23 protein-coding genes are annotated in these 23899 nt (G+C 65.3%); 4 read left to right on the top strand and 19 right to left on the bottom strand.

The window, feature by feature from the left end; all coding sequences use genetic code 11:
- Positions 1-152: 152 nt before the first annotated feature.
- The 3 genes from JQ586_RS04290 to JQ586_RS04280 all read left to right on the top strand — a co-directional run bounded on the left by JQ586_RS04290 (position 153) and on the right by JQ586_RS04280 (position 2807).
- Positions 153-656, top strand: a complete 504-nt coding sequence (locus tag JQ586_RS04290; protein ID WP_212393245.1) for a DUF1993 family protein — start codon at positions 153-155, stop codon at positions 654-656.
- A 99-nt stretch (positions 657-755) separates the two neighbouring features.
- Positions 756-1616: an SDR family NAD(P)-dependent oxidoreductase gene (locus tag JQ586_RS04285; RefSeq protein ID WP_212393244.1), complete on the top strand. Its 861-nt coding sequence runs from the start codon at positions 756-758 to the stop codon at positions 1614-1616.
- A gap of 87 nt (positions 1617-1703) precedes the next feature.
- Positions 1704-2807, top strand: coding sequence for an alkene reductase (locus JQ586_RS04280; protein WP_212393243.1), 1104 nt, complete (start codon positions 1704-1706; stop codon positions 2805-2807).
- Between the two features lie 12 nt (positions 2808-2819).
- Here JQ586_RS04280 and JQ586_RS04275 read toward each other — a convergent pair whose 3' ends face one another.
- The 7 genes from JQ586_RS04275 to JQ586_RS04245 are packed head-to-tail and all read right to left on the bottom strand — an operon-like array spanning position 2820 to position 11306.
- On the bottom strand, positions 2820-3989 hold the full coding sequence (locus tag JQ586_RS04275) for an alpha-hydroxy acid oxidase (protein ID WP_212393242.1): 1170 nt from the start codon (positions 3987-3989) through the stop codon (positions 2820-2822).
- Positions 3989-4837 carry an IclR family transcriptional regulator gene (locus JQ586_RS04270; protein ID WP_212393241.1) on the bottom strand — a complete coding sequence of 283 codons (849 nt, stop codon included), beginning with the start codon at positions 4835-4837 and terminating at the stop codon, positions 3989-3991. The genes JQ586_RS04275 and JQ586_RS04270 overlap by 1 nt, the downstream gene beginning before the upstream one ends.
- A 46-nt stretch (positions 4838-4883) precedes the next feature.
- Positions 4884-5789, bottom strand: coding sequence for a 4-hydroxy-tetrahydrodipicolinate synthase (dapA, locus tag JQ586_RS04265; protein ID WP_212393240.1), 906 nt, complete (start codon positions 5787-5789; stop codon positions 4884-4886).
- 28 nt (positions 5790-5817) lie between these two features.
- Positions 5818-7626 carry an ABC transporter permease subunit gene (locus tag JQ586_RS04260; RefSeq protein WP_212393239.1) on the bottom strand — a complete coding sequence of 603 codons (1809 nt, stop codon included), beginning with the start codon at positions 7624-7626 and terminating at the stop codon, positions 5818-5820.
- A gap of 4 nt (positions 7627-7630) precedes the next feature.
- On the bottom strand, positions 7631-8725 hold the full coding sequence (locus JQ586_RS04255; protein WP_212393238.1) for an ABC transporter ATP-binding protein: 1095 nt from the start codon (positions 8723-8725) through the stop codon (positions 7631-7633).
- Between the two features lie 28 nt (positions 8726-8753).
- Complete coding sequence (locus tag JQ586_RS04250) at positions 8754-9833, bottom strand: ABC transporter substrate-binding protein (protein WP_212393237.1); 1080 nt, start codon at positions 9831-9833, stop codon at positions 8754-8756.
- A gap of 3 nt (positions 9834-9836) precedes the next feature.
- Positions 9837-11306, bottom strand: a complete 1470-nt coding sequence (locus JQ586_RS04245) for an FAD-binding oxidoreductase (RefSeq protein ID WP_212393236.1) — start codon at positions 11304-11306, stop codon at positions 9837-9839.
- Between the two features lie 303 nt (positions 11307-11609).
- Between JQ586_RS04245 and JQ586_RS04240 the strand changes: the two genes are divergently transcribed.
- A complete protein-coding gene (locus JQ586_RS04240) occupies positions 11610-12419 on the top strand; it encodes a tetratricopeptide repeat protein (RefSeq protein WP_212393235.1) in 810 nt (269 codons plus the stop codon).
- On the opposite strand, the gene JQ586_RS04235 is transcribed toward JQ586_RS04240, so the two are convergent.
- The 12 genes from JQ586_RS04235 to JQ586_RS04180 all read right to left on the bottom strand — a co-directional run bounded on the left by JQ586_RS04235 (position 12408) and on the right by JQ586_RS04180 (position 23888).
- Positions 12408-13118, bottom strand: a complete 711-nt coding sequence (locus JQ586_RS04235) for a hypothetical protein (protein ID WP_212393234.1) — start codon at positions 13116-13118, stop codon at positions 12408-12410. The two genes, JQ586_RS04240 and JQ586_RS04235, sit on opposite strands and share 12 nt — an antisense overlap.
- A 141-nt stretch (positions 13119-13259) precedes the next feature.
- The gene (locus tag JQ586_RS04230) at positions 13260-15044 is read right to left on the bottom strand and encodes an ABC transporter substrate-binding protein (protein ID WP_212393233.1); all 1785 of its coding nucleotides are present in this window, start codon (positions 15042-15044) and stop codon (positions 13260-13262) included.
- Positions 15045-15124: 80 nt separating this feature from the next.
- Positions 15125-15451: a DUF2160 domain-containing protein gene (locus JQ586_RS04225; protein WP_212393232.1), complete on the bottom strand. Its 327-nt coding sequence runs from the start codon at positions 15449-15451 to the stop codon at positions 15125-15127.
- Positions 15452-15462: 11 nt separating this feature from the next.
- Positions 15463-16269 (bottom strand): carbohydrate ABC transporter permease, encoded by an 807-nt coding sequence (locus tag JQ586_RS04220; RefSeq protein ID WP_212393231.1) that lies wholly within the window; start codon positions 16267-16269, stop codon positions 15463-15465.
- Positions 16269-17171: a carbohydrate ABC transporter permease gene (locus tag JQ586_RS04215; RefSeq protein WP_212393230.1), complete on the bottom strand. Its 903-nt coding sequence runs from the start codon at positions 17169-17171 to the stop codon at positions 16269-16271. The genes JQ586_RS04220 and JQ586_RS04215 overlap by 1 nt, the downstream gene beginning before the upstream one ends.
- The gene (locus JQ586_RS04210; RefSeq protein WP_212393229.1) at positions 17171-18256 is read right to left on the bottom strand and encodes an ABC transporter ATP-binding protein; all 1086 of its coding nucleotides are present in this window, start codon (positions 18254-18256) and stop codon (positions 17171-17173) included. Before JQ586_RS04210 ends, JQ586_RS04215 begins: the two co-directional genes overlap by 1 nt.
- Before the next feature lie 12 nt (positions 18257-18268).
- Positions 18269-19348, bottom strand: coding sequence for an ABC transporter ATP-binding protein (locus tag JQ586_RS04205; protein WP_212393228.1), 1080 nt, complete (start codon positions 19346-19348; stop codon positions 18269-18271).
- Complete coding sequence (gene glpD, locus JQ586_RS04200; protein WP_212393227.1) at positions 19345-20889, bottom strand: glycerol-3-phosphate dehydrogenase; 1545 nt, start codon at positions 20887-20889, stop codon at positions 19345-19347. The genes JQ586_RS04205 and glpD overlap by 4 nt, the downstream gene beginning before the upstream one ends.
- 400 nt (positions 20890-21289) lie before the next feature.
- Positions 21290-22120, bottom strand: coding sequence for a DeoR/GlpR family DNA-binding transcription regulator (locus JQ586_RS04195; protein ID WP_212393226.1), 831 nt, complete (start codon positions 22118-22120; stop codon positions 21290-21292).
- A 157-nt stretch (positions 22121-22277) separates the two neighbouring features.
- Positions 22278-22952, bottom strand: coding sequence for an HAD family phosphatase (locus tag JQ586_RS04190; RefSeq protein WP_212393225.1), 675 nt, complete (start codon positions 22950-22952; stop codon positions 22278-22280).
- Positions 22953-23034: 82 nt separating this feature from the next.
- Positions 23035-23229 (bottom strand): hypothetical protein, encoded by a 195-nt coding sequence (locus JQ586_RS04185; protein WP_212393224.1) that lies wholly within the window; start codon positions 23227-23229, stop codon positions 23035-23037.
- Positions 23230-23456: 227 nt separating this feature from the next.
- A complete protein-coding gene (locus JQ586_RS04180) occupies positions 23457-23888 on the bottom strand; it encodes an acyl-CoA thioesterase (protein WP_212393578.1) in 432 nt (143 codons plus the stop codon).
- Positions 23889-23899: the final 11 nt, after the last annotated feature.

The raw sequence follows: 23899 nt of genomic DNA, 5'->3' as shown, positions 1-23899 counted from the left end.
CCGACCACTCCCCACAGGCGGGGCGAGGTGAAGTCAAAGAATATTTGACCAGGTATTACGTCTCCCCGCAGTTGTATTCCTCTCCTCCCGGCCCCATTTGCAGCATCGCCATCAGGCGCATGCGCAATTCAAATCGAGACCGGGAGCATCACATGTCCTTTCACGACGCCGTCGTCCCCGCCTACCTGCAGATCCTGGGCAGCCTCACCGGCCTGCTCACCAAGGCCGAGGCGCATTGCGAGGCGAAGAAGATCGAGCCCGCGGTGCTTTTGGGATCGCGGCTCTACCCGGACATGCTGCCCCTGACCAAGCAGGTGCAACTGGTCTGCGATCACGCCGCACGCGGCTGCGCGCGGCTGACGCACAGCGAGGTGCCGTCGACACCGGACACAGAGACGACGTTCGGCGAATTGAAGCAGCGGCTGGCGAAGACGATCGACTATGTGAAGTCGTTCCAGCCCGCGCAATTCGACGGCGGCGACGTCAAGGAGGTCACCTTCCCGGTCGGCCCCGGCCGCACCATGACCCTGAAGGGCCAGCAATTCCTCAACGCGTTCTCGTTCCCGAACTTCTATTTCCATGCCGTGACGGCGCACGGCATCCTGCGCCACAACGGCGTCGAGATCGGCAAGCGGGATTTCCTCGGCGTGAGCTGACCACGCAGGCGCGCGATATTCCCCGCTGCGGGATTTTCGCCTCACACGGCGAGCCATGCTAGTGCTTCCTGACAACAACAAGACGTCAGGGAGCACGCCATGTCGACCACCACGCACGCGCCAAGATCCGTCGATCCCTCGGCCTCGCTGCATGCGGAATCGCTGGGGTTGGCGAAAAGCCATGGCCGCCTCGCCGGCCGCCGCATCATCGTGGTCGGCGCCGGCCAGCGCAACACCGTCGACGAGGATCCGCCTGTTGGCAACGGCCGCGCGATGAGCGTGCTGTTCGCCCGCGAGGGCGCAACGGTCGCCTGCCTCGACATCAACAGGGAGGCCGCCGACGACACCGTCGCGCAGATCACGAGAGAAGGCGGCAAGGCCTTCACCGATGTCGTCGACGTCTCCGACGCCGCGGCGATCGCGCCGGCGGTCGAACGCTGCGCGCAAAAGCTCGGCGGGCTCGACGGGCTGGCGCTGAATGTCGGGATATCCTGCGGTCTGTCGCTGCCGCGGATGACGGCAGAGGCGTGGGACAAGGACTATGCCGTCAACGTGCGCAGCCACATGCTGTTCGCGCAGAACGCGCTGCAGGTGATGGCACCGGGCGGCGCGATCATCCTGATCTCCTCGATGGCGAGCCAGCGCGCCGGCGGCCGCAATCCGGCCTATGAATCCTCCAAGGCCGCGCAGATCGCGCTGGGACGGGCGATCGCGCGCGCCGGCGAGGACAAAGGCATTCGCTGCAATGTGATCGCGCCCGGCTTCATGGACACGCCGATGGGCCGCGACGCCAGCCGCAGGCGCTCGGACCGGGCGGTGACAGTGCCTTTCGGCCGCCAGGGCACCGGATGGGAGGTTGCCTATACCGCCTTGTTCCTGATTTCGAACGAATCCTCCTATGTGAACGCGCACACGCTGTTCCTCGATGCCGGGCACATGGGCGGGATCGTGCGCGGCTAATCTGCAGGCAGCGAATACCGCCGCCATTGCGCTTCTCGCGGCAATGCACAACTCTCAGCTATCAGTCATATCCTGGAACACCTCCCCATGAGCCAATCGACCAAACTCTTCGAGCCCTACAAGCTTGGCCCGCTGACATTGCCGAACCGCCTGGTGATGGCGCCATTGACGCGCAACCGCGCGGTGCCGCCCTCGATGGTGCCGAGCCCGCTTGCGATCGACTATTACGCCCAGCGCGCCTCCGCCGGCCTCCTGATCACCGAGGCGAGCCAGGTCTCGCAGCAGGGCCAGGGTTATCAGGACACGCCCGGCATCTATTCGAAGGAGCAGGTCGAAGGCTGGAAGAAGGTCACCGATCGCGTGCATGAGCGCGGCGGGCGCATCTTCATCCAGATCTGGCATGTCGGCCGCATCTCGCATGTCGCGCTGCAGCCGAACGGCGGTGCACCGGTCGCACCCAGCGCGCTCAAGGCCAAGACCAAGACCTTCGTCAACGGCACCTTCGCCGACGTCTCGGAGCCTCGCGCGCTGGAACTGACCGAAATTCCTGCCATCATCGACGACTTCAAGCGCGGCGCGGCGAACGCGATTGCGGCCGGCTTCGACGGCGTCGAGATCCACGGCGCCAACGGCTACCTGCTCGACCAGTTCGCCAAGGACGGCACCAACAAGCGCACCGACGCCTACGGCGGATCGATCGAGAACCGTGCCAGGCTGATGCTCGAGGTCTCGAAGGCCGTGGCCGCCGAGGCCGGCGCCGATCGCACCGGCATCCGCATCTCGCCGGTGACGCCGGCCAACGACGTCTCCGATTCCAACCCGCAGCCGCTGTTCGACTACATCGTCGACCACCTCAATGCGCTCAAGCTGACCTACATTCACGTCATCGAGGGCGCGACCGGCGGCCCGCGCGACGTCGCGCCGTTCGACTACGCTTCGCTGCGCAAGCGCTTCAAGCAGGCCTACATGGCCAACAACGGCTATGATTTCGCGCTGGCGAGCAAGGTGCTGGAAGCCGGCGAAGCCGACCTGATCGCGTTCGGCAAGCCGTTCATCTCCAACCCCGATCTGGTCGAGCGCCTGAAGCAGGGCGCGCCGCTCAACGACTGGGACAAGGCCACCTTCTACGGCGGCGGCGCCAAGGGCTACACGGACTATCCGACGCTCAAGGCGACCGAGGCGGCGGAGTAGTACCTCACACTGTCATTCCGGGCCCGCGCGACGCGTTGCCCGGAATGACGGAGAGCGCAACTCCGATACGCGCTCCGCGCCGAGAAACGCCATCGCGGCGTCCATCTCACCGACGACCATGCGCAAGACCGCCTCCGCACCGGTCTCGCCGCCCGCGGCGAGACCCCAGAGCGGCAGGCGGCCGAGCAGCACGGCCTCGGCGCCGAGCGCGAGATATTTCAGCACGTCCGTGCCGCGGCGGACGCCGCTGTCGGCGAGCACCGTCAACCGTCCCTTCACGGCATCCGCGATCGCCCGGATGCACTCCGCCGGTGCAGGCAGGCAATCGAGATTGCGCCCGCCATGCGCGGAAATCACGATTGCATCACAACCGAGTTCGGTCGCGGTCTCCGCATCCCCAGCAGCCAAGACACCTTTGACGATCAGCTTGCCCGGCCAGATCTCGCGCAACCAGCCGATGTCGTCCCAGTTGAGGCGATGGTCGAGCCGCACCGCCTCCGCGATGCTCGGCCGCGTGATCACCGTGCGGAACTCGTCCGGGTAGTGTCCGTAGGTCGGCATGCCTTCGCTCAGAAGATAGCGCGCGAGGACATTGACGAACCAGCGCGGATGCAACGCGATGTCGCACGTGCTGCGCAGGCTCGGCACGAACGGAATGCCGAAGCCGTTACGCTTGTTATACTCGCGGTTGGGGGAAACCGGCGTATCGGCCGTGACGACCAGAGTCTCGCAGCCGCAGGCTCGGGCGCGCTCCAGAAGCCGTTTCGTCAGCGTCCGATCGCGCCAGACATAGAGCTGAAACCACAGCGTCGCATCGGGCGCGCCGCGCCGGATGGCCTCGACCGTTGTCACCGATTGCGTCGAGATGCAGACGGGAATGCCGACGCGCGAGGCCGCGCGGGCCAACTTGGTCTCGCCATCATGCGCGACGAGACCGGCGAGCGCCGTCGGCGCCACGACGATGGGTGCCGCAAGGCGCTGTCCCAGCAGCGTGGTCTCGAACGATCGCCTGTCGTGCCCGGTCAGCACGGACGGCGTCAGCGTGATCTCGTCGAGCGAAGCGCGCAAGCGTCTCAGCGCGATCTCATCCTCCGTGCCCCGGTCGATATAGTCGAACAGGCCGCGCGGCAGGAATTTTTGTGCACTGCTGCGGTAGTCGTCGGCATTCAGCAGCATCTGCATCAGGCGGCGTAGCGGTTGAATTTCGACTTCGAGATCGAGGTCGCAGCGACATGGACGTGCTGCACCAGCTCGGCCTCGGCGCGCTCGACGGTCCAGCGCGTGGTCGGCACCGAGATATTGATCGCGGCGATCGCCCGCCCGTGCTCGTCGATCACGGGTGCGGCGACGGATATGTCACCCATGACGGTCTCGTTCATGATGACGGCATAGCCGCGCTGGGCCGCGACGCGGACGCGCTCGAGCAGCTTGTCCGGATCGGTCACCGTGTAGGGCGTCAGGGGTTCGAGCGCGGTTCGTCTCAGGAGATCGAGGCGCTCGTCCTCAGGCAACGCCGAAAGGATCGCTGTTCCGGACGCCGTGAAGAAAGTCGGCAGCCGGCTGCCGATCACGATGTCGATATTGATGAGATGCTGCCCGGGAAAGCGCGCCACGAACACGATCTCGTGGCCGTCGAGCTCGTGCAGATTGCATGTCTCGCCGAGGTTGCGGCTGATGTCGAGCAGATAGGGCGATGCCCGGTCGATCAGATCGTTGGCCTTGAGATAGCTGTGGGAAAACTGCAGCACCTTCGAGGTCAGGCCGTAATTGCGCGTGCCTTCGATCCGCTTGAGATAGCCCAGCGTCTCGAGCGTATAGACAAGGCGCTGAGTGGCGCTGCGGTCAAGACCGGCAGCCCGCGCGATGTCGGCCAGCGTCATATAGCGCTGCGGGCCGTCGAACGCATGCAGGACCTGGAATGCCTTCTCGGTCGAACCGACGAACAGTGACGAGCGCGCCGGCTCGGCGCTCTTCGTTCCCTTGGCCGTCCTGGTGGTGCGACCCGCGCCGCTCCGGCTCCCGCGACTCATGCAGTTATCCTTTCACAACCGATGTCGCGCGGCAGCCGGCACATCGTCAACCCACGCCTTCCGAAATCGCCAGCTGACGGCTGAGTTCGGCCCGCAGCGCCGCAACGAGCGCCGGCGCCGGCTGGACCAGCGGCGCCAGCATGCGCGGCGCGTCGACGCCGACGAGATCCATCACGGCCTTCATCGGCCCCGGATTGGTCTCGGCGAACGCCATGTTCATCAGCGGGATCAGCCGGCGGTGCAGCTGGAGCGCGTCCGCGGTGCGGCCGGCGGTGCCCGCCTCGTAGATCTGCCGCCAGGCCCGCGGCAACAGGCACGCGGTCACCACGATGCCGCCCTTGGCGCCGGCCGCAAGATGCAGCGGAAACAGACTGTCCTCGCCGCTCAAGACCGCAAAGCTCTCGTCGACACCGGCCACGACCTGCAGGAAATGATACGTATCGAGATTGCAGGCCTTCATCCCGATGATGTTGGGATGCCGGGACAGTTCATGCAGGATCCCGGGCTCGATCGCGATCCTCGTGCGGTAGGGAATCTCGTAGATCAGGATGGGTACGGGCGAGGCATCGGCGTAGCGCAGGAAATAGTCGCGAATGCCCGCCTGCGTCGGGTTGGTGTAGTATGGCGTCAGGACCAGCAGTCCGTCCACGCCTTCCGCGGCGAATTCCCGGCCGGCCTGCAGGGCATCGTGGAAGCCGGTGTCGAGCACGCCCGCGATCACCGGGCCCTTGCCGGCCATTGCCTTGACCGACATCCCCGCCATGCGGATGCGCTCCGCGCGCGCCAGTGCGCCGTACTCGCCGGTGCCGCCGAGCGGCACCACGCCGTCGATACCCTGCCTGAGCAGCCAGGCAAACAACGCCGAAACCGCCTCGGCGTCGATCGTGTCGTCGGCATTCACCGGGGTCGGGATGGCGGGAAACAGGCCGCGTAGGCGATTGGCAGTGAGCATCGTAAAAACCCCTGGTTGGAAGCTGGTGCTACCTTGCGGCCGCGCGCCGACGCAGGCGTTCGGCAACGAAGATCAAGAGCCCCATGAAGATGAACAGGCAAGTCGAGACGGCGGCGATCACGGGCGAAACCTGAAGCGTCACCTCGTCCCAGAACTGCTTCGGCAGCGTGGCGTTGAGGCCGCCGGTGGCGAACAGCGCGATGGTCAATTCATCGAACGATGTCGCAAAGGCGAACAGGAACGAGGAGAACATGCCTGCGCCGAGGATCGGAAACGTGATATGGCGCAGCGTGGCGAAAGGTCGCGCGCCAAGGCTTTGGGCGGCATGGTCGAGCCGCGTGTCGTAGTTGCGCAGCACGGCCATCATGGTCATGACGACGTAGGGCACCGCGACGACGGTATGTCCGAGAATGAGGCCAAAGGCGCTGCCGACGAGGCCCATGCGCGCGAACACGTAGAACATGCCGACCGCGATGATCATGCGCGGCACGACGATCGGCGACAGGATGAAGGCGAGCCACGCGGCCTTGCCGGGGACGTTGCTCCTCACCAGCAGGAACGCCGCCGGCGTTCCGATCAGCATGGCGAGCCCACCCGTCCCCAGACCGACCAGCAGCGAACGCAGGAACGCCTGGGTCCACACCGGCGAATGCAGCACGGTCTCATACCAGTGCAGCGTAAATCCTTGCGGCGGCCAGTTGAGGCCGCCGGTGCCGAATGACAGCGGGATCATCAAGATCGTCGGTGCACTGATGATGATGAGCATGGTCCAGACGAAGGCCTGCAGGCCGAGGCCCGCCTGCTCCGGATTGCGATCACGGCGGCGCGACGGCAGCGCGAGGATAATTCGATCGGAGATCATGCCGAGCAGCGTCAGCACCGCGTCGCCGATCTTCTGCACGGGGCCCGCGAGGCGCGAAGGCGCCGCGCGGCGCGGCGCGGCCGCGCCCGTCATGGTCGACAGGCCGAGCAACCGGTCATAGGCCACGAAGACGATCAGCACGACGATCAGGAGCAGCACGGAGATCGCGCCGGCAAAGCCCCAGTTCAGGGTCTGCTGGACCTGGTCGATGATCAATTGCGTGATCATGGTCTCGCGACGGCCGCCAAGCAGCGCCGGCACGATGAAGAAGCCGATCGCGGTGACGAACACCATGATGCCGGCCGCAGCGACGCCGGGCAGCGACAGCGGAAAATAGATCTTCCAGAATGCCATGCCCGGCCGCGCGCCGAGCGTTGCCGCCGCGCGCGGCAGGTTGCGGTCGATGTTCTCCATCACCGACAGCATGGTCAGCACGGCGAGCGGCAGCAGCGCGTTGACCATGCCGACGAGGACGCTGCCGAAATTGAACAGCAGGCTTGCCGGGCTCGAGATGATGCCGAGTGACAGAAGCAGCTTGTTGATGACGCCGTTGCGCCCGAGCAGCACGATCCATGCGAAGGCGCGCACCAGAAAGCTGGTCCAGAACGACAGCAGCACCCAGAACAGCAGCGTCGCCTTCCTGTCCTTGCCGACGACGGAAATCAGATAGGCGATCGGATAGCCGACGACCACGCATACCAGCGTCGTCGCCAGCGAGATCTTCAGTGTGATGAGGAGGACGTCGATATAGACGGCGGAGGCAAACAGCTGGCGGTACGGCGCGAGCGTGAAGCCGCTGTCGTTGTAGATGCTGAGCAGCAGCAACTGGCCGACGGGATAGACCAGGAAGAAGACGAGCAGCAGGACGAGCGGGCCGCCCATCGCAGCCCAGGTCCAGGCCTGCGACCGGGCGCGTGAGCGCGCCGTGGTCCGGAGCTGTCCCGGCTCGATCGCAGGCGCTTTGGCCAGTGCCATGACGTCAGTGTCCCCTGCCGTCGCGGATCGCCACCGCATCCGCGGAATTCCAGTCGAGCGAGACGAGCTGGCCGATCTCGTAAGGCGCCGCGCTCGAGCGCGTCGGGTAGGCCGCGACGAGTTGCGGCATGTCGATCCTTTCGGGCGCGATGTAGAGCCTCGTCATGCTGCCGCTGATCATCACGTCGACCAGCCGGCCGGTGAGCTTGCCGTTCGCCGCGTCTTCGACATGGAGATTCTGCGGGCGCACCATGAGCTTGATCGGCTCACCGGCGGCAAAGCTCGCGCCGTTGCCGACGGCGCGCGACGGCGCCGCCTGGTCGGCGAGCACGATATCGAGCCCCTGCGCGTCGACCTGCCGGACCGTTGCGCTGAGCAGGTTGGATTCGCCGAGGAAGTCGGCGACGAAGACCGATTGCGGGCGGAAATACAGATCCTCCGGCGTGCCGAGCTGCTCGATCGCGCCCGCGTTCATCAGGCAGATACGATCGGACATGGTCATCGCCTCCTCCTGGTCGTGGGTGACGTAGATGATCGTGGTGCCGAGCTCGCGATGGATGCGCTTGATCTCGAGCTGCATCTGGTCGCGCAGCTTCTTGTCGAGTGCGCCCAGCGGCTCGTCCATCAGGATGATCGCGGGCCGGTAGACGATGCAGCGCGCCAGCGCAATGCGCTGTTGCTGGCCGCCCGAAAGCTCGCGAGGATAGCGCTTTGCGACATGCGGCAGGCGCACCGTCTCCAGCGCCTCGGCGGTGCGCCGGCGCAAATCGGCGTCGGCGACCTTGCGCATCTTCAACGGAAACGCGATGTTGTCCTCGACCGTCATGTGAGGAAACAGCGCGTAGTTCTGGAACACGACGCCGATGTCCCGGTCATAGGCCGGGCTATGCGTCACGTCGGCGTCATCGACGAGGATGTGGCCCTCGTCCGGATGGGCGAGCCCCGCGATCAGGCTCAGCAGCGTCGTCTTGCCCGACCCCGAAGGGCCGAGCAGCGTGAGGAATTCCCCGTTCGCGACGTCGAGACTGGTCGGCGCGAGCGCGACGAAGTCGCCATAGCGCTTGGTAAGTCCTTTGACGCGCAAGCTCGACGATGTCATGCCCTGCTCCAATCGCGACCGTTCGGGCCTAGGCCAGGATCCAGCTGTTGAAGCGCTCGATGACGGCGGCCTGGTTGTCGAACCAGAACTTCGCATCGATCTTCAGGCCTGCCTTGATGTTGTCCGGATAGGTCGGACAGTTCTTGGCGAGCTCCGGCTTGACGTAGTTGAAGGCCTCCGGCTGTGTCAGGCCGGCGGGGAAATACTCCGTCAGCGCCGCCTGGCGCTTCGGATCGGAGGCGAACTTGATGAACTCGCGGCAGGCATCCGCGTTCGGCGTGCCGGCGAGGATCGACCAGTTGTCGCCGCCCCAGATGCCCTGGTTCCAGACGATCTCGACCGGTGCGCCGGCCGCCTGCGCCGACTGCGGCCGCGACACCCAGGTCGGCAGCAGGTCGATCTCGCCGGAGATCAGCATCTGCTCGACCTGCGCGCCGCTGGTCCACCACACCGCGACGGAGGACTTGATCTTGTCCAGCGAGGCAAACGCCTTGTCCACGTCGCACGGATAGACCTGCGCGGTCGGGACGCCCGCGCCCATCAACGCCTCCTCGATCGTGTCGAACGGATGCTTGCGCACGGCGCGGCGGCCCGGAAACTCCGCCACGTTCCAGAAATCGGCCCAGGACTGCGGCGCCTTGCGGCCCTTGAAGGCATCGGTGCGGTAGGCGAGCACGGTGGTGTAGACATTGGTGCCGACGCCGTAGGGCGACATGAATTCGGCCGGGATCGACTTGATCACGGGTTCGGATTCCAGGCCGTGCTTTTCGAGATAGACCTTGCTGCCGTTGGTCAGCAGCAGGATTGCGGGCCAGCTGATCTTGGCCATGTCCCAGGTGTAGTTCTTGGTATCGACCATGGTCTTGATCTGCGCGACCGGCTCGGCATTGGCCTGCACCCCGACCACCTCGATGCCGGTCGCATCCGTGAACGGACGGTAGAACACCGCACCATAGGCCTTGGTGTAGATGCCGCCGTCGTCACGCACCACGATGCGCTTTCCCGCGGCGCGCGACGGCGACCAGATCGCGGGCGTTGCGAGCGCGGCGGCGCCGGTTGCGAGCAGCAGGCTGCGGCGGGAAAGACCGGTCTTCACGATAATGCTCATGTCTCAACTCTCCCTGGTGTCGGTTGCGTCGGATGATGGAGAAGATGCCTCGCGCGCCACAGGCAGCACGCGGCCGGGATTGAACAGTCCGGACGGATCGAAGGCCTGCTTCACGGCCCGCATCAAGCGGAGCTCGACCGGCGCCTTGTATCGCGCCATCTCGCCGGTCAGCGTGCGTCCGATGCCGTGCTCGGCGCTGAAGGTGCCGCGCAATGCGGCAGCGGCATCGTCGATGGCCCGGCGCACCTGGTCGGCGACCTCGGCGCGGTTCGCCATCGCCTCCCACGCCGCGAAGCTGAAGAACGGGATGAAGTGGATGTTGCCGTCACCCATATGGCCGACGACAACGATCGGGACACCGGGCGCGATGACGTGCACCGCCGCCGTTGCCTGCGCGATGAACGCCGGCACCGCCGACACCGGCACGGCCGTATCGGAGGTGAGGCCGACGCCGGCCTTCTTGTTGGCTTCAGACACGCTGTGACGCACCAGCCACATCGCCTTGCGCTGGGCTTCGCTCGACGCCACGACGCCGTCGCTGATCAGTCCGAGTTCGAGCGCACGCTCCAGCACCGCCTGCATGGTGCCCGCGATGGCCTGCGCATCGCCTGTATCGGACAGTTCGACCAGGACATGCCAGCCGTCGACCCTCGCAACCGGACAGCGCCGGCCCGGCACCTGCTCGAGCACCAGCCGGACCTGGTTGGAGTTGATCAGCTCGAACGCCGAGAGCCGTGAATTGCAGGAGGCCTGGAACAGGCCGAGCACCTCGAGTGCCTGCTCGGGACCATCGACTGCAAGCCAGGCGACCGTCTCCGCGGTCGGCAGCGGATGCAGCTTCAGCACCGCGCCGGTGACGATGCCGAGCGTGCCTTCCGAGCCGATGAAGAGATGCTTCAGATCGTAGCCCGTGTTGTTCTTGCGCAAGGCATAGAGGCCGTCCCAGATCGACCCGTCTGGCAGCACCGCCTCGAGGCCGAGGACGTTGTCGCGCGTATTGCCGTAGCGCAGCACGCCGGTGCCGCCGGCATTGGTGGCGATGTTGCCGCCGATCTGGCAGGAGCCCTCGGCGCCGAGACTGACCGGATAGAGCCGGCCGGCCGCAGCGGCAGCTTCCTGGATCGTGGCGAGCACGCAGCCGGCGTCGACTTCCATCGTGTTGTTGACAGGATCGATCGACCTGATCCGGCGCATCCGGGTGAGCGCGATGATGACGGGCCGCTTGCCCTGGTCGGCCGGCGTGGCGCCGCCGCACAGGCTGGTATTGCCGCCCTGCGGCAGCACCGGAACGCCGTGCTCGACACAAAGCCGGACGACCGCGGCGACCTGGGCGGTGTTGGACGGCAGCACGGCGCAGAGCGCGGGCGCCCGGTAGCGGCCGCGCCAGTCCTCGGTCAGCCCGGCGAGATCCTCCTCGCGGGTCAGAACCGCGCCGTCGCCGAGCAACTGCCTGAACGCCTCGATCAGTGCCATCAACCAGCCTCTCGTGGGGCCAACACCATTTCCGCAGGCTTGGATCAATTTAATCGCAATACGATTACTTCAATCGCATTATGATAATGAGATTGTTGCCCCGCCGAGTCAAGCGGGCGTTTGCGGATGGGCGGCCCGGTCGTGGCCGGATCAGCGTCGAAAGGGCACTTCTGTTTTATGTCTCGAGGCGCGACGGCACGCGTTGATGCGGTCGCTGATGCGCGGAAGCGATTGCGCCTTGCCGCGCAAGCGCAATGCGCCGGGCAGATTGCTGCGTCGGACCTGCTTTGCTCTAATGCAGCGATGAAGGACACTGCCGAGGATATCGTTCGACGCGCGACCGTCGCGTTCAATGCGGGCCGCCCGCAGGACGCACAGCAACTCTGCGAACGCGGCCTCGTCCGCGCGCCCGGCGAACCGATGCTGAGCCATCTGCTCGCCGCGGTGCTGTTCACCAAGGGCGAGATCGCGCCGGCGCGCACGCATGTCGAGACATCCCTTGCCCGGCGCCCGGACAATGCCGCGGCCCGGCTGCTGGGCGCGCGCATCGCGCGTGCGGCCGCCGACTACGATGCCGCGCTGGCGCATCTCGACCGCGCGATTGCGCTGAAGCCGCAGCGCGATCTCTTCATCGAGAAGGCGCGCACGCTCGAGCTTGCAGGGCACAGGGCCCTGGCGCGCGAGGCCTGGCAGGCGATCCTCAAGGCGATCCCGGAGCACCAGGAAGCCGCCGCGCGGCTCGGCCGGCTGGCATGGGATGACGGTGATCTCGCAGGCGCCGTCAGCCTGCTGGAGCGCGCGACCCGGAGCGACGCGCCCGCTTCGGTCTGGTTCGATCTCGGCGTCGCGCGACAGGATCTGCGCGATCATGGCGGCGCGGCGCAGGCGTATCGCCAGGCAATCGCGCTCAAGCCCGACTACGCCGAAGCCGCGCTCAATCTCGGGATCGCGCTCACGGAAGGCGGCGATCCGGATGCGGCAATGCGCGCCTTCGCTCGGGCCTATGGCTTGCGCCCGCAACTGTTCGGTTCGATCGCGATGGCGCTGACCTCGGCCCCGCACGGCCGGCTGTGGCTCGACGAGGGCGCGCTGAGAAACGCATTAGCTGGTTAGGCGGCCGCGCCTGGCGCGAAAGTGCTTGCGATAGACATTGGGTGCGGCGAGCACCTCGCCGACCACCTTCGTATAGGCTTCCCGGTGCGCGTCGTCGAAGGCCTCGAACACCAGTTCGGGCGCCTCGCGCGGCACTGCAAAGCATTGCGCGACCGGCGTGCCCTTCGGCAGTACGCCCGTGAAATCGGGCGCGGTCCAGACCGCCGGGAAATTGATGCCGCCGTCGTGAAAGCGATCGGCATCGACGAGACCCGAGACGAGGCGGAACGGCAGGTCGTCGCGATTGACCGGATGGGTCGCAAACAGCGACCAGCCGGGGTCGACCTCGATGGTCCAGAAGCTGTTGAACTTCAGCGCGGCCTGTCCGTTCCCGAACGGTGCGCCGGCGAATTGAGCGACCGGATGGAAGCTGAGCGGCGCGCGCGGATGGCCCTCCGTCGCCGGCTCCGGAATGTCCCAGTCCCAGGCGAAGGCGCCGCGCTCGACCCTGACGTCGCAAGGCAGCGGGATCATCACCCCATAGGCCATCGCATCGACAAAGGGCGGGCATTGCTTGACGGTGCGGATCTCGCGGCCATGCACCGCGGAATGCGCCTTCGCCGGCATCGCGCGCAGCCAGTCGGGCAGCGCGCTGCGCGCCGGATACGGCCGCGGCAGATACTCGGCGAGAACAGGATCGCAACGGAACGTCATGCGCATGGCGAACTCCCTGGCCGAATTGAGCCTTGCATTAAGTCGATACGGCAATCCTGCCTGCAGCGCAAAAAAGGCCGGGATCGCTCCCGGCCTCCTTGTCGCGTTGTGGCCGGGACGCGCCCGGCCACGTGACGGTGTTGCGGCTTAGTTCGCCGAGGCGCGCTTCGGCGGGGAGGCCGGCCACGACTTGATCAGCGTGTCGTAGTCGACGGTCTCGCCCTTCGGCTTTTCGTTGGCAAGCTTGCGCTGCGGCGCGATGTTGCCGTCCTTCTCCGACTTGGCGAACCAGTACTCCGCGGTCTCCTTCTTGTTGAGCTTCGGACCGCAGGCACCCTGCACGCCGGACTTCTCGAGACGCTCCATCACCGAGTCCTGGGCGGCTGCGAGCGCATCCATCGCCTGCTGCGGCGTCTTCGCACCGGACGACGCATCGCCGATGTTCTGCCACCAGAGCTGCGCGAGCTTCGGATAGTCAGGCACGTTGTTGCCGGTCGGGGTCCACTGCACGCGGGCAGGCGAGCGGTAGAACTCGATCAGGCCGCCGAGCTTCGGCGCACGCTCGGTGAACGACTTGTCCCAGATGTCGGATTCACGGATGAAGGTGAGACCGACATGGCTCTTCTTCAGGGACACCGTCTTGGAGACGATGAACTGCAGGTAGAGCCAGGCCGCCTTGCGACGATCGACCGGGGTGGACTTCAGAAGCGTCGCGGAGCCGACGTCCTGATAGCCGAGCTTCATGCCGTCCTTCCAGTACGATCCGTGCGGCGACGGGGCCATACGCCACTTCGGCGTACCGTCCGCGTTCATCACGGGCAGGCCGGGCTTCACCATGTCGGCGGTGAAGGCGGTGTACCAGAAGATCTGCTGGGCGATGTTGCCCTGCGAAGGCACCGGGCCCGACTCGGAGAAGGTCATGCCCTGCGCCTGCGGCGGAGCATACTTCTTCATCCAGTCGAGATACTTGACGATCGAGTAGACCGCCGCCGGGCCGTTGACGTCGCCGCCGCGCTCGACCGACGAGCCGACCGGACGGCAGCCTTCCATGCGGATGCCCCATTCGTCGACCGGCAGGCCGTTCGGGATGCCCTTGTCGCCGTTGCCGGCCATCGACAGCCAGGCGTCGGTGAAACGCCAGCCGAGCGAGGGATCCTTCTTGCCATAGTCCATGTGGCCATAGACCTTGACGCCGTTGATCTCCTTGATGTCGTTGGTGAAGAAGTCGGCGATGTCCTCATAGGCCGACCAGTTCACGGGCACACCGAGCTCGTAGCCGTACTTGGCCTTGAACTTGGCCTTGTAGTCCGGGTTGGTGAACCAGTCGTAGCGGAACCAGTAGAGGTTCGCGAACTGCTGGTCGGGCAGCTGGTAGAGGTGACCGTTCGGCGCGGTCGTGAACGACTTGCCGATGAAGTCGTCGACGTCGAGCATCGGGTCGGTGACGTCCTTGCCCTCGCCCTTCATCCAGTCCGTCAGGTCGACGGCCTGGCCGTAGCGGAAGTGGGTGCCGATGAAGTCGGAGTCGTTGATCCAGCCGTCATAGACGTTCTTGCCCGACTGCATCTGGGTCTGGATCTTCTCGACGACGTCGCCTTCCTGGATGACGTCGTGCTTCACCTTGATGCCGGTGATCTCCTCGAACGCCTTGGCGAGCGTGCGGGATTCATACTCGTGCGTCGTCAGCGTTTCGGAGACGACGTTGATCTCCATGCCCTTGAAGGGTGAAGCGGCCTTGATGAACCAGTCCATCTCCTTCATCTGGTCGTCCTTGGAGAGGGTCGACGGCTGGAATTCGCCGCTGTCGATCCACTTCTTCGCGGCCGCTTCGTCCGCGCGAGCAGGCGCGGCGACAGTCACAGCTGCCGCGACGAGCGCGAGCGCGCTGGTCATCGTCAGAAGACTATCCTTGGTCGTTCTCAAGTGTCGCATGATGATTCCTCCGGTTGCAGCGACAAACTAACTAAACCCCAGGCCCGGGTAGACCCCGGATCTGCTCTTTTTCGACTGGCTCAGACGGTGCGAAAGATCACCACGGCCGAGACAAGCGAAATCAGTGTTGCGAGCCACAGGCTCGTAATCTCGAAGCCCTCCCCGATCGGCAGTGTCGCGATCGGGCCGGTGCCGACCACGCCGATCCACACCAGATGGATCACGGCGGCGAGCACCAGGGAAATGAACAGGCGGTCGCCGCGCGTGGTCGGAATGCTGAGCACTCCGATACGCTCGGCCTCGGGATAGGCTGCGGCGAGCCAGGTCATCACGCCGAGCGTGCAGGCCAGCAGCACGAAGAAGATCGCGGTCGGCAGTGTCCAGGCCATCCATGCGATGCTGTCCATGAATGCCTCCTTTAGACGCGGCCGAGCGCGAAGCCGCGCGCGATGTAGTTGCGGACGAACCAGATCACGAGCGCGCCCGGGATGATGGTGAGCACGCCGGCCGCCGAGAGCAGGCCCCAGTCCATGCCAGCGGCCGACACCGTGCGCGTCATGACCGCGGCTATCGGCTTCGCGTCGACCGAGGTCAGCGTGCGCGCGAGCAGGAGCTCGACCCACGAGAACATGAAGCAGAAGAACGCGGCGACGCCGATGCCGCTCGCGATCAGCGGCACCAGGATCTTGATGAAGAAGCGCGGGAACGAATAGCCGTCGAGGAACGCTGTCTCGTCGATCTCGCGCGGCACCCCGGATACGAAACCTTCGAGGATCCACACCGCCAGCGGCACGTTGAAGATGCAGTGCGCGAGCGCCACCGCCCACGGCGTATCGAACAGGCCGATCGCCGAATAGAGGTTGAAGAACGGCAGCGCATAGACCGCGGCCGGCGCCATGCGGTTCGACAGCAGCCAGAAGAACAGATGCTTGTCGCCGAGGAAGCGATAGCGCGAGAACGCATAGGCCGCAGGCAGCGCCACCGAGATCGAGATGATGGTGTTGATGACGACATATTCCAGCGAATGGATGTAGCCGGAATACCAGCTCTCGTCGATGAAGATGCGCTTGTAGTGCTGCAGGGTCGGCGTATGCGGCCACAGCGTCATCGTCGAGACGATCTCGGTATTGGTCTTGAAGCTCATGTTGACGAGCCAGTAGATCGGCAACAGGAGGAAGATCAGGAACAGCGCCATGACGACGCGGCGACCGGGAATCGAGTGCATCAGGCCACTCCTTCCTTGGCCGGGCGCTCGGCGCCGGCATTGGTCATGACGGTGTAGAACACCCAGCACACGATCAGGATGATCAGGTTGTAGACCAGCGACAGCGCCGCCGCCTTGCCGAGGTCGAACTGGCCAAGCGCGATCTTGACGAGCTCGATCGAGATGAAGGTGGTCGAGTTCCCCGGCCCGCCGCCGGTAACGACGAAGGGCTCGGTATAGATCATGAAGCTGTCCATGAAACGCAGCAGCACGGCGATCAGGAGCACGCGGTGCATCTTCGGCAGCTGGATCGCCTTGAACACCGCCCAGCGCGAGGCGCCGTCGATCTGCGCCGCCTGGTAATAGGCGTCGGGGATCGACTTGAGGCCGGCGTAGCAGAGCAGCGCGACGAGGCTGGTCCAGTGCCAGACGTCCATCACGATGACGGTGACCCAGGCGTCGATATCATTGGACACGTAATTGTAGTTGATGCCGATGCTGTTCAGCACATAGCCGAGCAGGCCGATGTCGGGCCGGCCGAAGATCTGCCAGATGGTGCCGACCACGTTCCAGGGAATCAAGAGCGGCAGCGCGAGAATCACCAGGCAGGCCGCGACGCTCCAGCCCTCGCGGGGCATCGACAATGCGATGACGATGCCGAGCGGCACCTCGATCGCGAGGATCACGGCGGAGAAGAACAGGTTGCGGCCGAGCGAAGCCAGGAAACGACCGCCGAGGTCGGTCGAAGGATCGAGCAGTTCCTTGAACCAGCCGACGCCGTTCCAGAAGAACTGGTTGTTGCCGAACGTGTCCTGCATCGAATAGTTCACGACGGTCATCAGCGGCAGGATCGCGGAGAACGCGACCACCAGGAACACCGGCAGTACCAGGAACCAGGCTTTCTGGTTGACGGTCTTGTCCATCAGGCGACCCCTTCCACCAAATGGCTGTCGGCATAGACGTGAACGTGCGCAGGATCGAAGACCAGGCCGGCGGTGTTGCCGGAGATCGAGAACCCCGGCGGGACGCGCGCGGCGAACTTGGCGTCGCCGATGCGGACCCGCGCGAACTGGATGCGGCCGAGATCGTCGATCCGCTCGATCGTCGCCGACAACAGGCCCGAGGCGGGCGCCGCGACGTCGACGAATTCGGGCCGCACGCCGATCTCGATCTTCTTGCCGGCCGGCAGCACACCATAGTTGCGATGCAGGCCGATGACATGGCCGTCGATCCGCGCCTGCTGCCCGTTCACTTCCGCCGGTACGATGTTCATGCCGGGTGAGCCGATGAAGTAGCCGACGAAGGTGTGCGCCGGCTTGTCGAACAGCTCGGCCGGCGTGCCGCTCTGCACCACGCGGCCGTCGTGCATCACGACGACGGTATCGGCGAAGGTCAGCGCCTCGGTCTGGTCGTGCGTGACGTAGATCATCGTCAGGTCGAGCTCGCGGTGCAGCGCCTTCAGCTTCGAGCGCAACTGCCACTTCAGCTCGGGATCGATCACCGTCAGCGGCTCGTCGAACAGCACCGCGGCGACGTCGGAGCGGACCAGGCCGCGGCCAAGCGAGATCTTCTGCTTGGCGTCGGCGGTGAGCCGCGTCGCCTTGCGATTGAGATAGGGCGTGAGGTCGAGCAGATCGGCGATCTGCTTGACGCGGGCATCGACCTCGGCCTTCGCCACGCCGCGGTTCTTCAGCGGGAAGGCGAGGTTCTGGCCGACCGTCATGGTGTCGTAGATGACCGGGAACTGGAACACCTGCGCAATGTTGCGCTTCTGCGTCGACAGCGGCGTGATGTCGTTGCCGTCGAACAGGATTTTTCCGCGCGACGGGGTCACGATGCCGGAGATCAAATTGAGCAACGTGGTCTTGCCGCAGCCGGAGGGGCCGAGCAGCGCATAGGCGCCGCCCTGCCGCCAGGTCATGGTGACCGGCTTCAGCGCAAAGGATTCCTGCGGCGCATCGTTGCCGCCGTAGGAATGCGCGAGGTCGTCGAGGTCAATGCGGGCCATCTTGCATCTCCCTCACTTGGAGCCTGGTGACGCGACGAGGCGGTCGGTCGCGTCGAACACGAAGATGTTGTCGGGATCGAGCGCGGTGTCGAGCACCTGCCCGGGTTCGTATTCATGTACGCCGTGCAGCACCGCGACCCAGTTCGAGCTGTGGACGTGAAGGTGCACGAAGCTCTCCGAGCCGGTGATCTCGGTCACCGTCACCGCGGCCGAGAACTTGTGACGGCCGGCGGGCGCGTTGCCGACCTCGAGCTGATGCGCCCGGAAGCCGACGCGATAGATGCCGTCGGGGACATTGGCATAGAGGCCGGTCGCAGGCGCCTGCTCGCCACCGCTATAGGTCACCTGCCCGCCCTTCTTCTCGATGCCGATGATGTTGAGCGGCGGATCGGAGAACACCTGGGCGACGCGCAGCGTGTCCGGATGGCGATAGACCTTCGGCGTCTCGCCGAACTGCAGCGCCTGCCCTTCCCACATGCACACGGTGCTGCCGCCGAGCAGCAGCGCTTCCGACGGCTCGGTCGTCGCGTAGACGAAGATCGCGCCGGAAGCCTCGAAAATGCGCGGCAGCTCGGCGCGCAGTTCCTCGCGCAGCTTGTAGTCGAGGTTGGCGAGCGGCTCGTCGAGCAGCACAAGGTCGGCGCCCTTGACCAGCGCACGCGCGATCGCCGTGCGCTGCTGCTGGCCGCCGGAAAGCTGCAGCGGCGTACGCTTCAGAAACGGCTCGAGCCGCAACAGGCCCGCGGCCTCGGCGACGCGCTTCTCGATCTCCTCGCGCGGCTTGCCCTGCACCCGCAAGGGTGACGCGATGTTCTCGTACACCGTCAGCGAGGGATAGTTGATGAACTGCTGATAGACCATCGCGACCGAACGCTGCCGCACGTCGGCGCCGGTGACGTCCTTGCCGTCGACCAGCACTCGCCCCGTCGTCGGCTTGTCGAGGCCGGCCAGCAGCCGCATGATCGATGTCTTGCCCGACAGTGTCGGACCGAGCAGCACGCTGAGCGTGCCGCGTTCCAGCGTCAGCGACACATCGCGGATGGCCGGAACGCCATCCACGGTCCGCGTGACATTTTGCAGCGTAACGCTCATGTCCGTCCTCCCGCTTCGCGAAGGGGACGTTCACCGGGGACGCGGTTGGCGGCCATCCACTCGTCGAGCGCGGCGATTTCGTTCGCCGTCATCCGCAGGCCGAGCTTGGATCGCCGCCAGACGACATCCTCCGCAGCCTGAGCCCATTCGTTCGCCATCAGGTACCTGACTTCGCTCTCCGTCAAGGTGGCCCCGAAGGATCGTCCGAGATCGTCAGCGGATTTTGCATTGCCCAGCAATTTGGCAGCGCGCGTGCCGTAGGCATGCGCGAGACGGCTCGCATGCGGCTGCGCGAGGAACGGATAGGCGCGCGTGAGCTCGGCGGTCAGCGCGGCGACCGCGGAGACATCCATGTCGCCGCCGGGCAGCGCCGCCTTGCCGGTCCAGCCCTCCTTCGCTTTCGCGCTGCGAAGATACGGCGACAGCCGCTCGAGCGCCTCTTCGGAGAGACGGCGATAGGTCGTGATCTTGCCGCCATAGATCGACAGCATCGGCGCACCGCCGGGCGTATCTAGCTCGAACACGTAGTCGCGGGTCGCGGCCTTGGCTTCGCTCGCGCCGTCGTCATAGAGCGGACGCACGCCGGAATAATCCCAGACCACGTCCTCGGGCTTGATCGGGCTCGCCAGATATTCGCTGGCGGAGGTGCAGAGATACTGGATCTCCTCCTTGGACGCCTTCACCTTGGCCGGGTCGCCGTCATAATCGCGATCGGTGGTGCCGATCAGCGTGAAATCGTCCTGATAGGGGATGACGAAGATGATGCGACCGTCCGCGTTCTGGAAGATGTAGGCGCGGTCGTGGTCGTAGAGCTTCTTGACCACGATGTGCGAGCCCTGCACCAGCCGGACCTTGGCGCGCGCATTGACGCCGGCACCTGCCGCCAGCACCTGCTCGACCCAGGGACCGCCGGCATTGACCACGACGCGGGACTTGATCACCTCGCGCGTGCCGCTCGTGCGATCCTCGACGGTGACGTGCCAGATGCCGTCGACCTGCCTGATCTCGACCGCACGGGTGCGGGTGCGGATGTCCGCGCCGCGATCGGCTGCGTCACGCGCGGTCAGCGCGACCAGCCGCGCATCGTCGACGAAGCAGTCGGAGTACTCGAAACCCTTGGTGTAGCGGCCAGGGATCAGCGGCTTGCCGACCACATCCTTGGTGAGATCGACCGAGCGCGTTGCCGGCAGCAGATGGCGGCCGCCGATGTGGTCGTACAGGAAGAGGCCGAGCCGCAGCAGCCAGGCCGGACGCAAGCCGGAGTGATGCGGCAACACGAAACGCAGCGGACGGATGATGTGGGGTGCGATCTGCCAGAGAATCTCGCGCTCGATCAGCGCTTCTCGCACCAAACGAAACTCGTAGTACTCGAGATAGCGCAAGCCGCCATGCACGAGTTTGGTCGACCAGGACGACGTCCCGCTCGCCAAATCATTCATTTCACAGAGGAAAACGGTGTTGCCCCGGCCCGCCGCATCGCGCGCGATGCCGCAGCCATTAACGCCGCCTCCAATGATGGCGAGGTCGTAAATTCGATCCAAAGAACGCCTCCCCCGGGCGCCGCCTTCGCTTTAGCGGTTTTACTTTCGGATCGGAGTAAATCACAAGCAAAAACGAAAGCAATCCGAAAATGGAACTTTGTGAAGTTTTTTTTAGGTTTGGAGCTGCTGACCGGATTGCGGCTCGCGCGAATTTCTCACCGTCACCCTGAGGTGGCCGCTTCTTCGGCGGCCCTCGAAGGGTCGACGACCTGCACGCGATGCGCGCTCTTCGGGGTAACGGCGGAAGAACTGAGCTTCGGCACACTCCGCCGTCATGCCCCGCTTCAAGCGGGGCATCCAGTACAGCGCTGCTTCTCGGCTCAAGCACGAATGTCTCTGGAATACTGGATCGCCCGGTCAAGCCGGCGACGACAACAGATGTTGCCGAGACTTGCTGACACTACGCGCTGCGCAGCGTGACGGGAGCGGAGTCGGGGCCGTTGTCGTCGATGTCGGATTGCGGCTTGTCCATCGCCACCACCACCTCGATGCCCCGGCTGTGGCAGATGTTGGCGAGGCCGGCGGGCAGCGGTGAATCGGTGATGAAGGTCTGGATCTGGCTGATATGGGCGATGCGCACCGGCGCGCTGCGGCGGAGCTTTGTCGCATCCGACACCAGCATCACATTGCGTGCGTTGGCGATGATCGCCTGCGCGACCTGCACCTCGCGATAGTCGAAGTCCAGCAGCGCACCAGCCTCGTCGATCGCCGACGCGCCGATGATGGCATAGTCGACCTTGAACTGACCGATCAATTGCGTCGCGGTCGAGCCGACCACGGCGCCGTCGGCCCGCCGCACCGTGCCGCCGGCGACCACCACTTCGATGCGCGGATGACGGTACAGCAGCATCGCAACGTTGAGGTTGTTGGTGATGACGAGCAGGTCCTCATGCGAGGTCAGCGCGCTCGCCACCTCCTCCGTCGTGGTGCCGATATTGATGAACAGCGAGCAGCCGTTCGGGATCCGCGCGGCCGCGGCGGCGCCGATCGCCTTCTTCTCGTCGGCCGCGACGAAGCGGCGCGCCTCGTAGGCGAGGTTTTCCACGCCGGAAGCGATGATGGCACCACCATGGATGCGCGTCAGCGACCGCTGGTCGCAGAGATCGTTGAGGTCCTTGCGGATGGTTTGCGCCGAAACCTCGAATCGCTTGGCAAGGTCCTCCACCATGACCCGACCGAACGCGCGTGCGATGTTGAGGATTTCAGTCTGGCGATGGGACAGTCCGGCCACGGCGGCACCCTTGAAACGGCAATCGATCTGGACATGATCTTTTCGGAAAACCGGTATCCAGTTTCCTGATCATGCCGCAGCCCATGGTGCGACCGTTCGGCCCGGAGGTCAACGAGCAAGCACGCAGCCGCTCGCCAGGCCAGCTTACCAGGCAAGTTCACCAGGCCATGGCCGCTGCGACCAGCCTGATCAGCTCCGGATCGTCGAACGCCCGGGCGCTGGCCACCGCGCCGGCCGCGACCAGATCGGCATGACTGAGCCCTGTCCGCATGCCGATCGTCGCGATCCCGGCGGCGGTCGCGGATTGCACGCCGGAACGAGAATCCTCGAACGCCAGCGCGGCCCCGGCCGATGCGCCGGCGAGGCGCAATCCCTCCAGATAGGGCAGCGGATGCGGCTTGCCGTGTGCCAGTTCGTCGCCGATCACGACAGCCTTGAAGCGGTGCGCGATACCAAGTCCCGACAGCAGCAATTCGGCATTGGGGCGCGGCGCATTGGTCACCGCCACCATGGCAACGCCGGTGCGGTCCGCCCGGTCGAGCAGATCAAGCAATCCGGGCACCGGCGCAATCTGGCCGCTGACGAGTTCGCGGAAGATTCGTTCCTTCTCGCCCAGGATGCTGACGCGGCGCTCCGCCGGCTCATGCGACAGGAAACGCTCGGCGATCGATGCGTTGGAGAAACCTTGCAGTTCCTTGCCGAAGCGCGCGTGGTCGAACACGTGGCCGTGAGGCCCGAGCACCCGGTTGAACGCGGCAAGGTGAAGCGGATCGGTATCGGCCAGCGTGCCATCGATATCGAACAGCAGCGCCTTGCCTTGTTCCTGCAGCATCCGAACCATGATCCCAGTGAATCCGGATGCATCAATACAGACTGTTGCGGCGCGCGCAAATGGCGCGCGCTGTGGATCGCCGCTACGAAGCTATCGGGAGCACCTGGCCCGCAGCCAGACGACGCGCCGCCCGTTCGGCGTCGCGGGCGCTGCGAAAGATCTGTCCTTCGAGGCGGTCGAAAAGATGCGACGCCGCAAAAAACTGATAGCCGCCGGTATCGCGCACCACGATACCCGCGGTCTGAGAACTTACTTCGATCACGTAACTGTCAGACATGGTCAGCCTCGGTTTAAGTCCGGGCCGACAACGGGGTCACCGCCGATTTGTTCCTAAGCCCCTCACTCGCGTGCAACCTGCGGATTCCGGCTTTCCAGCGCGCCGCCACGTTTCGGCTTGAATCCGGTGCGCAGTCCGGATGGAGCGAAGCGCAATCCGCGATTTCGCTGTGCTTCATCCGGGTTGCGGGAGCTTCGCGGATGACGACAGCAACCTTTGGGGCCGGATTATGTCGCAATCGTCGCGCCCTCGCGCTTGATTGGTTGCGGATGGCCCTGGTCGTCGATCGAGACGTAGGTGAAATTGCCGTCGGTGACCAGGATCGATTGCTGCTCGCGGCGGCGCAGCACCCACGCTTCGAGATGGACCGTGACCGAGGTGCGGCCGACCCGCACCAGATTGGCATGGACCGAGACGAGGTCGCCGACATAGACCGCCTTGCGGAAATTCATTGCCTCGATCGCGACCGTCACGGTGCGGGATTTCGCGAGCTTGGAGGCGAACACGCCGCCGCCGACGTCCATCTGGCTGAGCAGCCAGCCGCCGAAGATGTCGCCATTGGCGTTGGTGTCGGCCGGCATCGCCAGCGTACGGATGCAGAGATCGCCCTGCGGCTCGTTCGAGGTGATCAGCGGCGCGTGGACATGCGTGCCGGTCACTTGCGGATCGG

Origin of the sequence: Bradyrhizobium jicamae, from assembly GCF_018130215.1 — a bacterium.
GTDB lineage: Bacteria > Pseudomonadota > Alphaproteobacteria > Rhizobiales > Xanthobacteraceae > Bradyrhizobium > Bradyrhizobium jicamae_A.
The sequence above is the reverse complement of the archived record's forward strand: the minus strand, read 5'-3'. Positions and strand labels throughout refer to the sequence as shown.